At 70.4% G+C, this 12,233-nt stretch carries 14 protein-coding genes; 3 read left to right on the top strand and 11 right to left on the bottom strand.

The window, feature by feature from the left end; all coding sequences use genetic code 11:
- Positions 1 to 40: 40 nt before the first annotated feature.
- The 3 genes from rplT to infC form a co-directional block, all read right to left on the bottom strand.
- Entirely contained in the window at positions 41 to 421 is a 381-nt protein-coding gene (gene rplT / locus ACTIFV_RS17530) for a 50S ribosomal protein L20 (RefSeq protein ID WP_439594090.1), read from the bottom strand.
- 30 nt (positions 422 to 451) lie between these two features.
- Positions 452 to 646 carry a 50S ribosomal protein L35 gene (gene rpmI, locus ACTIFV_RS17525; RefSeq protein ID WP_191718014.1) on the bottom strand — a complete coding sequence of 65 codons (195 nt, stop codon included), beginning with the start codon at positions 644 to 646 and terminating at the stop codon, positions 452 to 454.
- A gap of 70 nt (positions 647 to 716) precedes the next feature.
- Positions 717 to 1,361, bottom strand: a complete 645-nt coding sequence (gene infC / locus ACTIFV_RS17520; RefSeq protein WP_439594118.1) for a translation initiation factor IF-3 — start codon at positions 1,359 to 1,361, stop codon at positions 717 to 719.
- Between the two features lie 253 nt (positions 1,362 to 1,614).
- Between infC and ACTIFV_RS17515 the strand changes: the two genes are divergently transcribed.
- Positions 1,615 to 1,983, top strand: coding sequence for a DUF1844 domain-containing protein (locus tag ACTIFV_RS17515; RefSeq protein ID WP_439594117.1), 369 nt, complete (start codon positions 1,615 to 1,617; stop codon positions 1,981 to 1,983).
- 132 nt (positions 1,984 to 2,115) lie between these two features.
- Here ACTIFV_RS17515 and ACTIFV_RS17510 read toward each other — a convergent pair whose 3' ends face one another.
- From ACTIFV_RS17510 to ACTIFV_RS17485, 6 genes are read right to left on the bottom strand one after another with little or no spacing between them, the layout of a single operon-like run.
- The gene (locus ACTIFV_RS17510; RefSeq protein WP_439594089.1) at positions 2,116 to 2,901 is read right to left on the bottom strand and encodes an SseB family protein; all 786 of its coding nucleotides are present in this window, start codon (positions 2,899 to 2,901) and stop codon (positions 2,116 to 2,118) included.
- Complete coding sequence (priA, locus tag ACTIFV_RS17505; protein WP_439594088.1) at positions 2,885 to 3,631, bottom strand: bifunctional 1-(5-phosphoribosyl)-5-((5-phosphoribosylamino)methylideneamino)imidazole-4-carboxamide isomerase/phosphoribosylanthranilate isomerase PriA; 747 nt, start codon at positions 3,629 to 3,631, stop codon at positions 2,885 to 2,887. The genes ACTIFV_RS17510 and priA overlap by 17 nt, the downstream gene beginning before the upstream one ends.
- A gap of 34 nt (positions 3,632 to 3,665) precedes the next feature.
- On the bottom strand, positions 3,666 to 4,337 hold the full coding sequence (gene hisH / locus ACTIFV_RS17500) for an imidazole glycerol phosphate synthase subunit HisH (protein WP_439594087.1): 672 nt from the start codon (positions 4,335 to 4,337) through the stop codon (positions 3,666 to 3,668).
- Positions 4,334 to 4,948, bottom strand: a complete 615-nt coding sequence (gene hisB, locus ACTIFV_RS17495) for an imidazoleglycerol-phosphate dehydratase HisB (RefSeq protein WP_439594086.1) — start codon at positions 4,946 to 4,948, stop codon at positions 4,334 to 4,336. The genes hisH and hisB overlap by 4 nt, the downstream gene beginning before the upstream one ends.
- A complete protein-coding gene (locus ACTIFV_RS17490) occupies positions 4,945 to 6,039 on the bottom strand; it encodes a histidinol-phosphate transaminase (protein WP_439594085.1) in 1,095 nt (364 codons plus the stop codon). Before ACTIFV_RS17490 ends, hisB begins: the two co-directional genes overlap by 4 nt.
- Before the next feature lie 51 nt (positions 6,040 to 6,090).
- The gene (locus ACTIFV_RS17485; RefSeq protein WP_439594084.1) at positions 6,091 to 6,441 is read right to left on the bottom strand and encodes a LysM peptidoglycan-binding domain-containing protein; all 351 of its coding nucleotides are present in this window, start codon (positions 6,439 to 6,441) and stop codon (positions 6,091 to 6,093) included.
- Positions 6,442 to 6,688: 247 nt separating this feature from the next.
- On the opposite strand from ACTIFV_RS17485, the gene lexA reads away from it, so the two are divergent.
- Together lexA and ACTIFV_RS17475 are read left to right on the top strand one after the other, a co-directional pair.
- Complete coding sequence (gene lexA / locus ACTIFV_RS17480) at positions 6,689 to 7,369, top strand: transcriptional repressor LexA (RefSeq protein WP_439594083.1); 681 nt, start codon at positions 6,689 to 6,691, stop codon at positions 7,367 to 7,369.
- A 71-nt stretch (positions 7,370 to 7,440) separates the two neighbouring features.
- The gene (locus ACTIFV_RS17475) at positions 7,441 to 8,865 is read left to right on the top strand and encodes a hypothetical protein (protein ID WP_439594082.1); all 1,425 of its coding nucleotides are present in this window, start codon (positions 7,441 to 7,443) and stop codon (positions 8,863 to 8,865) included.
- On the opposite strand, the gene metE is transcribed toward ACTIFV_RS17475, so the two are convergent.
- Both metE and ACTIFV_RS17465 read right to left on the bottom strand, forming a co-directional pair.
- The gene (gene metE, locus ACTIFV_RS17470) at positions 8,862 to 11,192 is read right to left on the bottom strand and encodes a 5-methyltetrahydropteroyltriglutamate--homocysteine S-methyltransferase (RefSeq protein ID WP_439594081.1); all 2,331 of its coding nucleotides are present in this window, start codon (positions 11,190 to 11,192) and stop codon (positions 8,862 to 8,864) included. The genes ACTIFV_RS17475 and metE overlap by 4 nt on opposite strands.
- Positions 11,189 to 12,166: a methylenetetrahydrofolate reductase gene (locus ACTIFV_RS17465; RefSeq protein WP_439594080.1), complete on the bottom strand. Its 978-nt coding sequence runs from the start codon at positions 12,164 to 12,166 to the stop codon at positions 11,189 to 11,191. The genes metE and ACTIFV_RS17465 overlap by 4 nt, the downstream gene beginning before the upstream one ends.
- Positions 12,167 to 12,233 lie beyond the last annotated feature (67 nt).

The raw sequence follows: 12,233 nt of genomic DNA, 5'->3' as shown, positions 1-12,233 counted from the left end.
CGCCCTCCGGAGAGGGCGCCCATCGGACGAGTCGGAGCGCTTACGCCTTGGGGGCGTTGACGTTCTCGGGCAGACCCGCCTTGGCGGTCGCGACGAGCGACGCGAACGTCTTCGGGTCGTTCACCGCGAGCTCGGCGAGCATGCGACGGTCGACCTGCACACCCGCGAGGCCGAGGCCCTGGATGAAGCGGTTGTACGTGATGCCGTTCGCACGGGCGGCGGCGTTGATGCGCTGGATCCACAGACGACGGAAGTCGCCCTTGCGCTTGCGACGGTCGCGGTACGCGTAGACGAGCGAGTGGGTGACCTGCTCCTTCGCCTTGCGGTACAGACGCGAACGCTGACCCCGGTAACCGGAGGCGCGCTCGAGGATGACGCGACGCTTCTTGTGGGCGTTGACGGCCCGCTTGACTCTAGCCATTTCGTTTCGTTCCTATTCGTGCGTCGGCGATCAGAGGCCGAGAAGCTTCTTGGCGACCTTGGCGTCGCCCGGGGCCAGCACCTGCTCCTGGTTGAGGCGACGCGTGCGACGCGACGACTTGCCCTCGAGGTTGTGGCGCATGTTGGCCTGCTGCTTCATCAGCTTGCCGCTACCGGTGACCTTGAAGCGCTTCTTGGCACCCGAGTGGGTCTTCTGCTTCGGCATGTCTCTTCCTTCGTTGTGGTTCCCGCCGGAGCGGGAGTCGGTTCCCGCCGGGGCGGGGGTCTGTGGGGCCTTACTCGGCGACCGCTTCGGTCGTCTCGGGCTCTGAGGCCGGACCGCCGGTGCGGGCCGATCGGGCGGCCTCCTTGTTGGCGGCGCGAGCGGCGTTCTGCTCGGTCTTGACCTCGGACTTGTTCTTGTGCGGTGCGACCACCATGACCATGTTGCGACCGTCGATCGTGGGGCTCGACTCGACCGTGCCGAACTCGGCGACGTCTTCGGCGAACTTGCGGAGAAGGCGCACACCCTGCTCCGGACGCGACTGCTCGCGACCGCGGAACAGGATCATGGCCTTGACCTTGTCGCCGGTCTTGAGGAAGCCCTCGGCGCGCTTGCGCTTGGTCTCGTAGTCGTGCTGGTCGATCTTCAGGCGGAAACGGACCTCTTTCAGGACCGTGTTCGCCTGATTGCGACGAGCCTCCTTGGCCTTCTGCGCAGCTTCGTACTTGAACTTCCCGTAGTCCATGATCTTGACGACGGGCGGCTTCGAGTTGGGAGCCACCTCGACCAGGTCGAGATCGGCTTCCTGAGCCAGGCGCAGCGCGACCTCGATGCGGACGACGCCGACCTGCTCACCCGCGGGTCCGACGAGGCGGACCTCGGGAACGCGGATGCGGTCATTGGTGCGGGGATCGCTGATGCGGAACTCCTCTTTCATACGGGTGATGGCCCTCGCGACACGGGGTGTCACGAGCGAAAGAGGAGTATTCCACCCGCACGGCGTCGAAACGCCGGCATTCTGCACCCTGACCACCCCGGAACGCGGACGTTCGGGGCGGAGTGCGTGACCCGGTAGCCTTGAGCGGCAAGCGCGGGTGGGATGTGATCCTCTTTCAGTCCGATGCAGAACGCACCGGAGCCCGCACGAGTCTAGCAGAGAGAGCGGCGTGGACAGAATTCAGGACGATGAGATGGATGCCGCGCGGCAGGCTCGCTGGGAGGAGCAGGAGCGCGCAGCGTCCGAGGCCACGCGGGACATCGCCGACGTCGGCGCCGTCGAGGTCATCACGACCACCGCGGTGCACTTGATGAGCGCCGCCGCCGTCAAGGTCGGCCTGGCCGACGATCCCGCGACGCAGACCGATCTCGACGAAGCCCGCAAGCTCATCAACGCGCTGGCGGGCCTCATCACCGCAGGCGCCCCCGAGATCAGCGACATGCACGCCCGCTCGCTGCGCGACGGCCTGCGGTCGCTGCAGCTGGCGTTCCGCGAGGCATCCGTCATCCCCGACCCCATCGGCAAGGGCCCCGGCGAGAAATGGACCGGCCCGGTCAACTGACCCTCCCCTTCACGCGAACCCACGCACTTTCTCCCAACCCACGCGCTTTCGTCCGCGATTCCGGGTGGGTTCGCAGAGGGTGGGTGGGTTCGACGGCGCGACGGATGCCGTCCGTCACGCAGCGAATCTGCGTCAGCCGCGGACGAGCTTGACCGTCAGCGAATCGACGAGGACCGCGATGCGGTCGTCGGCCGCCCAGCGCCGCGCAATACGCTGCAGGACGGCGTCGAGCTCGGTCTGATCGAGCCCGTCGATGAGGTGGAGCCGCACGATGAGCTCCGGCCCACGCAGGCGCGCGTCGGGATCACCGGGCGCGACCGCGAGGTCGAGCACCGCGAGTTCGCCGCCGATGCTCTCCTGAAGCCCCAGGAACACCTCGGGCGAGGAGTGGCTGGGCTCCCACGCGCGGGTCTGGGCGATGGCCCAGACGGCGGGTCGGCGCAGCACGAACTCGGTGTCGGAGCCGGGGTCGATCACGATGAGGTCGGTGTCGTCGTCAGCAGCGGCGAGCGCCGTGCGCACACCGTCGGCCGGCACCGGGCGGGCTGTGGCATCCCATCTCTTCATGGCATCCACCGACGTGAACACGGGAAGCACACGACGACCGTCGGGCGCCGCGACCGTCACGATCGAGAGCTCCTGCGTCTTGTCGACGTCGAGGCCGTGCGCGCCGACGCCGTGGTCGCCCTTCTCGGCGACGAGCGGGATCAGCAGGCGCGCCGCGCGGTAGGCGTCGACGACCGCGATCTGGTCGCCCTCGCCCGTGCGGAACGCGGTCAGCGCGGCGAAGAGAGCGGTGTCCGCAGATCCGTCGTCGCCGGCGTTGGGGTTCGCGTGGAAGGCGCGCCCCTCCCAGGGCACGCCCGCCGAATCGGCGAGGTGCGCGCGGTCGTCCGTTCCGTCAGTGTCCGGCGACATCGAGCGCCTCGGCGAGCGTGAACGCGCCCGCGTAGAGCGCCTTGCCCACGATCGCACCCTCGACGCCGAGCGGCACCAGCTCGCGCAGTGCAGCGATGTCATCGAGGCTCGAGATTCCGCCCGAGGCGATGACGGGCTTCGGCGTGCGGGACGTCATCTGCTGCAGGAGGTCGATGTTCGGCCCCTGCAGCGTGCCGTCCTTCGTGACGTCGGTCACCACGTAGCGGCTGCAGCCGGCCGACTCGAGGCGCTCGAGCACCGTCCACAGGTCGCCGCCCTCGCGCGTCCACCCGCGCGCGGCGAGCGTCGTGCCTCGGACGTCGAGACCGACGGCGACGAGTTCGCCGTAGCGGCCGATCACATCGGCTGCCCACTCGGGGTTCTCGAGCGCGGCCGTGCCGAGGTTGACACGCGCGGCGCCGCTCTCGAGCGCGGCGTCGAGGGACTGGTCGTCGCGGATTCCGCCGGAGACCTCGACCTGCACGCCTCGGACCTGCTTGATCACCTTGCGCAGCACGCCCGCGTTCGTGCCGCGACCGAAGGCGGCGTCGAGGTCGACGAGGTGGATCCACTGCGCGCCCTGTCGGGCCCATTCGAGAGCGGCGTCGACGGGATCGCCGTAGCTCGTCTCGCTGCCGGCCTCCCCCTGGGTGAGGCGTACGGCCTTGCCGTCGGCGACGTCGACGGCGGGCAGCAGGATCAGTTCTGGCGTGGACGCGAAATCGTTCATGGCTCCTCGTGCCGGATGCTCACGCGGAGAGGATTCATCCGCGGACGGCACGATCCCCGAGGGTAGTCGCGGTCAGCCCGCCGATCCAATTGGACAGGAGGTGGATGCCGGCATCCCCCGACTTCTCGGGGTGGAACTGCGTCGCCGACAGCGGTCCGTTCTCGACCGCGGCGAGGAAGGGCGTGCCGTAGTCGCACCACGTGAGCGTCGGCTCGGTGAACGGGGCCTGGACGTCGAGAGTCCAGTGCTGCACGCCGTAGGAGTGCACGAAGTAGAACCGTTCGTCCTCGAGACCGGCGAACAGACGCGTGCCGTCGCCCGGCTGCACGGTGTTCCAGCCCATGTGCGGCAGCACCGGGGCATCCAGCTCCGTCACGACGCCCGGCCACTCCCCCATGCCCTCCGTGTCGACGCCCCGCTCGACCCCGCGCTCGAAGAGCACCTGCATGCCGACGCAGATGCCGAGGACGGGCCGTCCGCCGGCGAGACGGCGGCCGACGAGCTCATCACCGCGGCTCGCGCGGAGCGCATCCATGACTGCGCGGAAAGCGCCGACACCGGGGACGACGAGCCCGTCGGCGTCCATGACCAGTCCCCGATCGGAGGTGAGGCGCGCATCTGCGCCCGCAGCAGCGAGCGCCTTGACCGCGGAGTGGACGTTCCCCGACCCGTAGTCCAGCACAGCGACCAGCGGCTTCGAGCTCACAGAGCACCCTTGGTGCTCGGCACGCCCTCGACCAGCGGATCGAGCGCCTTGGCCTGCCGGAACGCCCGCGCGAGAGCCTTGTACTCCGCCTCGGCGATGTGGTGCGGATCGCGGCCCGCGAGCACCGTGACGTGAACCGTCAGCCCGGCGTTGAACGCGATGGCCTCGAACGTGTGGCGCACGAGGGATCCCGTGAAGTGGCCGCCGATGAGGTGGTGCTCGTACCCCGCCGGCTCGCCCGAGTGCACGAGGTAGGGGCGACCGCTGATGTCGACCACCGCCTGCGCGAGGGCCTCGTCGAGCGGCACGATCGCGTCGCCGTAGCGGCCGATGCCCGCCTTGTCTCCGAGCGCCTCGCGGATGGCCTGACCGAGCACGATCGCGACGTCCTCGACCGTGTGGTGGGCATCGATGTCGGTGTCGCCCGAGGCGCGCACGGTCAGATCGGTCAGCGAGTGCTTGGCGAACGCCGTCAGGAGGTGATCGAAGAACGGCACCGTCGTGTCGATGTGGCTGCGGCCGGTGCCGTCGAGGTCGATCTCGAGCTCGACGGTGGACTCGCTCGTGGCGCGACGGAGGGAGGCGGTGCGGTGCTCTGCGGCGCGCGTCATGAGGCCGATCCTACCGAGGCCAGCGCATCCAGGAACGCCGTGGTCTCGTCCTCGGTGCCGGCGGTGACACGCAGGTGGTGCGCGATGCCGACGTCGCGGATGAGCACACCGCGGTCGTACAGCGACTGCCAGGTCGCTGCGGAGTCCTCGACGCCGCCGAAGAGCACGAAGTTCGTCCACGACTCGTACGGTCGGTACCCGAGCGCCTCGACCGTGGCCGTGATGCGATCGCGCTGCTCGCGGATGTCGTCGACCATCCGCATCATGGTCGACGCGTGCCGCAGGGCCGCGGACGCCGCCGCCTGCGTGAGGGCGCTCAGGTGATACGGGAGCCGAACGAGCCGCAGGGCGTCGATCACGGCGGGATCGGCCGCGAGGTAGCCGACCCGCGCACCGGCGAAGGCGAACGCCTTGCTCATCGTGCGCGACACGACCAGCCGCTCGCGCCCGGGGAGGAGCGTCACGGCGGAGGGTGTGCCGTGCGGCGCGAACTCCTGATAGGCCTCGTCGACGATCACGATCCCCTCGGTCGCGTCGTACGCGGCCTCGATGACCTCTAGTGTCATCGGCGTGCCGGTCGGATTGTTCGGCGCGCAGAGGAAGACGACATCGGGTGACGCCTCGGCGATCTGGGACGCCGCATCCTGCGCGTCGATCGCGAAGTCCTCGCCCCGCGACCCCGCGATCCAGGTGGCACCGGTCGCTCGCGTCAGGAGCGGATACATCGAGTACGTGGGGGTGAATCCGAACGCCGTCCGCCCGGGACCCGCGAAAGCCTGGAGCAGGTGCTGGAGCACTTCGTTCGAGCCGTTCGCCGCCCAGATCTGGTCTGCCGTCAGGCCGTGACCGAGGTAGTCCGCGAACCCCTCGCGCAGCGCGGTGAACTCGCGATCGGGGTAGCGGTTGACGTCACGCAGCGCGAGGGCGACCGAGTCGAGGATGTCATCCGCGACCTCCTGCGGGACGGGATGCGTGTTCTCGTTGACGTTCAGGGCCACGGGCAGCGGAGCCTGCGGGGCGCCGTAGGGCGTGAGCCCTCGCAGATCGTCGCGGAGGGGCAGGTCTTCGAGGCGGGCCGTCACCTGCTCCATCGTAGAGCCGTCTGCGGCCCGCCTCGCGGGCCGCGTCACACGACCGCCGGATCAGGGTGCGTAGTCGGCCGGAATGGCCAGCGACTGACCGGCGGAGATCGCCGCACCGTCGAGGGCGTTGAGGCGCACGATCGCGTCGACGACGTCACGCGGATCGGCCTGCGGAGCGACCTCTTCGGCGATGGACCACAGCGTGTCACCGTGCGAGACGGTCACGGTCGAGAACGAGTCGGCGGGCGCCCCGTCATCGAGCGTCGCGAGCGCCGACCCGCCGCTCACGATGGCGAAGCCCAGGGCGATGACGGCGGGCAGCGCGGCGAACACCGCGAGCAGACGACGGCCGCGCGCCGTGAGGCGCAGGCGCGTGCGGGATGCCAGTGGGGCTGCGGCGATGGCGGTCATGTCGATCCTCCTCTTGGGGAGAGATTCGCATCCGGCCCTCGGCCGGGAGGGCCGGATGCGAACTTCTCTTCCGAAGATATCTTCGATGTTCTAGGCTGTCAAGTGGTCGACATCGTCGCCGGCTTTCGAACGCGACACGCGGGAGATCTCCCTCGCGCGCTGCTCGCAACCGGATACGGTTTCGATAAGGTCACCCCATCACCGACCTCCGACATTCGAAGACCCCGACATCTGACCAGGAGCCGTCATGAGCGACATCACCGGGCGCGACAAGCCCCAGACGCGACGCCGCAAGAGCCTGAGCGACAAGCAGCTGGCGATCCTCGAGGTGATCCAGCGCTCCATCGCGCGGCACGGCTACCCGCCCAGCATGCGCGAGATCGGCGACGCCGTCGGACTCAAGTCGCTGTCGAGCGTGACGCATCAGCTCAATCAGCTCGAGCTGAGCGGCTACCTCCGACGCGACGCCGGCAAGACGCGCGCGATGGAGGTGCTGATCGACCTGCCGGGCATGTCGACGGAGAATCCCGCCGACACCGCCCCCGCGCTCGGCGACGCGGCTCTCGTGCCGCTCGTGGGTCGCATCGCGGCGGGAGTGCCCATCACCGCCGAGCAGCAGGTCGAGGAGATCTTCCCGCTCCCCCGCCAGCTCGTCGGCAAGGGCGATCTGTTCATGCTCAAGGTGTCGGGCGAGTCGATGATCGACGCCGCCATCTGCGACGGCGACTGGGTCGTCGTCCGCTCGCAGCAGACGGCCGAGAACGGTGACATCGTCGCGGCGATGCTCGACGACGAGGCGACCGTCAAGACGTTCCGCCAGCGCGACGGGCACACGTGGCTGCTGCCGCGCAACAGCTCGTTCGAGCCGATCCTGGGCGACGACGCCGTCGTGCTGGGCAAGGTCGTCGCGGTGCTGCGCGCGATCTGACGCAGAAGTCACCCGGGGTGATTTCCGCTCCGCGCCGTGCGGCACGGGTGAGATGACGCCACAATGGCGACATGACGCAGATCGATGCGGCGGGCGGCCAGGCCGATGTCGCAGCCCTGGCCGAACGTGTCCGCCTTCTGGAGGCCGAGAACGCCCGCCTGAGCGACGCGACGCCGCGGCGGACGACCGATCGCCGCGGCTGGTGGCGCGGGCTCCTCTCGGCCGTGGTCATCGTCATCGCGACGATCCTCGTGCCGGTGTCGATCGTCACGGGATGGGCGCGGTTGCAGCTCGTCGACGAAGAGGCGTTCGTCGCGACGATGGCGCCCCTCGTCGACGACCCCTCGGTGCAGGGCATGATCATCGACGAGACCGTCGATGCGATCAATGCGCAGGTCGACTTCGATCAGCTCACTGCGAATGTGTTCGACGGCATCGTCGATCTCGGCCTGCCTCCCCGCGCCGCGCAGGCGCTGGGCCTGCTCCAGGCCCCGGCGGCCGACGGCCTGCGCGGACTCGTGTCGCAGACGGTCACGCGGGTCGTGGAGTCGGACGCCTTCTCCGACGTCTGGGCCGGCACGACGCGCGCGGCCCACCGTGCTCTCACGACGGCCGCGACGAGCGACGGCGGCGGGCTCGTCGTGCGCACCGACGACGGGGTGGGCATCCAGCTCGGTGCGATCGTCGAGCGGGTCAAGGAGAACCTCGTCGATCGGGGCGTCGGGATCGCCCAGCTCATCCCCGCGGTCGATCGCGTCATCATCATCGGCGAGGGGAACAACCTGGCGCTCATCCGCACGGGCTACGCGCTCGCGAACGTCGTCGGCTGGTGGCTGCCGGTCATCACCCTCGCGCTCTTCGGCCTCGGCATCCTCATCGCCCGGCGGCGGTCCACGGCCGTCCTGGGCACCGGCATCGGTCTCGCCGTCGGCGGCGGAACGCTCGCGATCACCCTCGCCATCGGAGGCGCCGCGGTCGGCGCCGTCGCGGGCTCGCTCGACATCTCGGCATCCGCCCTCGACGTCATCTACGCCCAGCTCGTCGATTCGATGCGCCGCACGGGGCTCGTCATCGCCGTGCTCGGTGTCTTCGTCGCCCTGCTCGGCTGGATCATGGGCCGCTCCCGCGCCGCGGACTCCGTGCGCGGCACGGTGCGCGGGCTCAACGCCGCAGCGCGCACGAGGCTCGCTGCGCGCGGACTCGACACGGGCGCGTTCGGCACGTGGCTCGCGCGCTACCGCGTGCTCGTGCGCACCCTCATCGCCGTTCTGGCGGTCGTGTGGATGCTGTCGCTGCGGCCCCTCTCGTTCGGCGACGTCGTGCTCGTGATCGTCGTGGCGATCCTCGTCGCGTGGGCGCTCGAGCTGCTGCAGAAGCGCACCGATGAGCAGCCGGACGTCGACGGGGCGACGGCGGGCGTGGAGACGACGGATGCCTCGGCCGACGAGTCAGCCGAGGCATCCATCCCCGTCGCACCGAAGACGGGGAAGTGCTAGACCGCGACGCCGACCTTCTCGCGCACGTCGCGCGTGGCCTCGATGATGTTGCGCAGCGACTCGACGGTCTCGTCGTAGCCGCGGGTCTTCAGGCCGCAGTCGGGGTTGACCCACACCTGTCGGAGGGGCAGCTCGGTCGCCGCGCGCTCGAGCAGCTCCGCGATCTCGGCGACGGACGGCACGCGCGGCGAGTGGATGTCGTACACGCCCGGACCCACACCGTGCGAGAAGCCCGACGTCGCGATGTCGCCGATGACCTCTCCCCTGCTGCGCGCCGCTTCGATCGAGGTCACGTCGGCGTCGAGGGCCGCGATCGCGTCGATCACGACATCGAACTCCGAGTAGCAGAGGTGGGTGTGCACCTGCGTCGCGAGGGCGGCGCCGGCCGTCGCGAGACGGAACGACCCGACCGACCAGTCGAGGTACGCGGGCTGATCCGCCTTCTTGAGCGGCAGCAGCTCGCGAAGGGCCGGCTCATCGACCTGGATGACGGCGATGCCGGCCGCCTCGAGATCGGCGATCTCGTCCCGCAGCGCGAGGGCGACCTGGTTCGCGGTGTCGCCGAGCGGCTGGTCGTCGCGCACGAACGACCACGCGAGGATCGTGACCGGACCCGTGAGCATGCCCTTCATCGGCTTGTCCGTCAGGGACTGCGCGAAGGCCGACCATGCGACGGTGATGGGCGCCGGACGCGAGACGTCGCCCCACAGGATCGACGGACGGGTCGCGCGCGAGCCGTAGGACTGCACCCAGCCGTTCTGCGTCACGGCGAAGCCGTCGAGGTTCTCGGCGAAGTACTGCACCATGTCGTTGCGCTCTGCCTCGCCGTGCACGAGGACGTCGAGACCGAGATCCTCCTGCAGCGTGACGACGCGGGCGATCTCCTCCTTCAGGAACTGCTCGTACTCCTCGGTCGTGATCTCGCCCTTGCCGTGGCGCGCACGCGCGCGCCGGATGTCGCCCGTCTGCGGGAACGAGCCGATCGTCGTGGTCGGCAGCACCGGGAGCCCCAAGGCCGCGTCCTGCGCGGCGACGCGGGCTTCGTAGTCGCCCCGGTCGAAGTCGCCCTCGAGCAGCTGCGCTGCGCGACCACGGACCGCGCCGTCGGCGACGCCCGGCGCCGAGCGGCGGTCGTCGAGGGCGATGGATGCCGCGGTCAGCTCCTTGTCGATGGCGTCGCGACCCGCGGCGAGGCCCCGCGCGAGCGTGACGATCTGACCCGTCTTCTGGTCGGCGAACGCGAGCCACGACGCGAGGCGCGGGTCGAGCTCGCTCTCGTCCTCGACGTCATGGGGCACGTGCTGCAGCGAGGTCGAGGTGCCCGCGGCGATCGCGCCCGCGCCGACGGCGCGCAGCGCGTCGAGCTTCTCCCACGCACCGGCGAGGTCGCCGCGCCAGATGTTGCGGCCGTCCACGACGCCGCCCACGAGGGTCTTCCCCTGGATCCCCGCTGCGGCCGCAGGCACCGAGCCGCGCGTCAGGTCGATCGCGAGCGCCTCGACCGGAGCGGCGGCGAGCGCCGACCACGCCTCGGGGGACAGCTGGGCGTAGCCGGCGGCCACGAGGATGGCAGGGCGGTCCTGCGCCGCGCCGAGCACGCCGTACGCGCGCGCAGCGGCATCGGCGAGGGTCGCGGCATCCACCGGCAGGCTCTCGCTCACGAGGGCCGGCTCGTCCAGCTGCACCCACTCGGCTCCCGCCGCCTTCAGTGACGCCAGCAGCTCGGCGTACACGGGCAGCAGGTCGTCGAGGCGGCTCAGCGGATCGAAGCCCGCGGGCGCTTCATCGGTCGCCTTCGCGAGCGCCAGAAGCGTCACGGGCCCCACGACGACGGGACGCACGGTGAACCCCTCGGCCGCGGCCTCGGCGACCTGTGCGGCGAAACGGCCGCTCGAGAGCGCGAACACGGTCTCGGGCCCGATCTCGGGCACGAGGTAGTGGTAGTTCGTGTCGAACCACTTCGTCATCTCGAGGGGCGCGTGCTCGCCTGCTCCGCGCGCGGCGGTGAAGTACGCGTCGAGTCCGATCGTGCCGTCGGCTCCGCGCAGGTCCGCGAAGCGCGCGGGCAGCGCACCGACGGCGAGCGCGGCATCCAGCACCTGGTCGTAGTACGAGAACGACTCGGGGATCGATGAGTCATCGCGGCCGAGACCGAGGGCGACCAGGCGCTCGCGCGTCGCGCGCCGCAGATCCGCCGCGGTCCGCTCGAGCGTCTCGGCATCGGTCGCGCCGGCCCAGTGCGCCTCGACGGCGCGCTTGAGCTCGCGGCGCCGGCCGATGCGCGGGTAGCCGAGGATCGTGCCGGAGGGGAATGTGGATGCGGTCATCGTGCTGCTTCCTTCGTGGGTTCGGGAGCCGGAGTCTGCTCGGGCGGGAGGATGCCGGCTTCGCGGAGCACCGCGAGCACCGGGACGTGGTCGTTGAAGGCGTAGAGATGGATGCCGGGCGCGCCGCCGGCGACGACGTCGCGCGCGAGCTGCGCCGCGTACGCGATGCCGACCTCGCGTCGACCCTCGGGCGTCGGCTCGACGTCGAGCGCGATGGCAAGCTCGGCGGGCAGCTGTTCCCCCGACAGCTCGAGCACGCGCTGCAGGCGACCCGGCGAGGTGATCGGCATGATGCCGGGCAGGATCGGGATCGTGACGCCGGCTGCACGCGAGCGCTGCACGAACGCGAGGTAGTCGTCGGCGTGGAAGAAGAGCTGCGTGATCGCGAGCGTCGCGCCGGCCGCCTGCTTGGCGAGCAGGGCGTCGATGTGCTCGCGCGCGTGCCGGGAGCGGGGATGGCCGTTGGGGAACGCGGCGACGGCGATGTCGACCTTCTCCCGCGGCGCGACCCGCACGGCGCCGGTGACGCCGGGGATGGCGGCTTCCGCGTAGGGGGCTCGCTCCGCCTGCACCCGATCGATGAGCTGCACGAGCTGCGCCGAGCTCTCGAGATCGCCGAGGAAGAGCTCGCCCTCGGCGACGCCCGCGGGCGGATCGCCGCGCAGGGCGAGGAAGCTCGTGATGCCGGCATCCAGGAACTCCCGGATCAGCGACGTCGCCGAGGCGTACGTCGTCCCCACGCACGTGAGGTGCGCGAGCGGCGCGACGCGGGTCTCGGTGAGGATGTGGCGGAGGATCTCGAGCGAGCGTCCGCCGACCGAGCCGCCCGCACCGTACGTGACCGAGATGAAGCGCGGATCCGCCGCCGCCAGATGGCCGATCGTCTCGAAGAGCTCCGCCGTGCGCACGTCGGAGCGCGGCGGATAGATCTCGAACGAGAACGGCACGGGCGGTGCGCTCAGGTCGATCGGCATGGCGGGGCTTTCGGGATCGGATGCGGCCGGACGGCCGCGGACGACACCGACGCGAAGCGTCGGCGGT

The sequence above is a fragment of the Microbacterium sp. genome, from assembly GCF_051860965.1.
Classification (GTDB): domain Bacteria; phylum Actinomycetota; class Actinomycetes; order Actinomycetales; family Microbacteriaceae; genus Microbacterium.
Note: the sequence above shows the minus strand (reverse complement) of the source record. Positions and strands in the feature narration are given on the sequence as shown.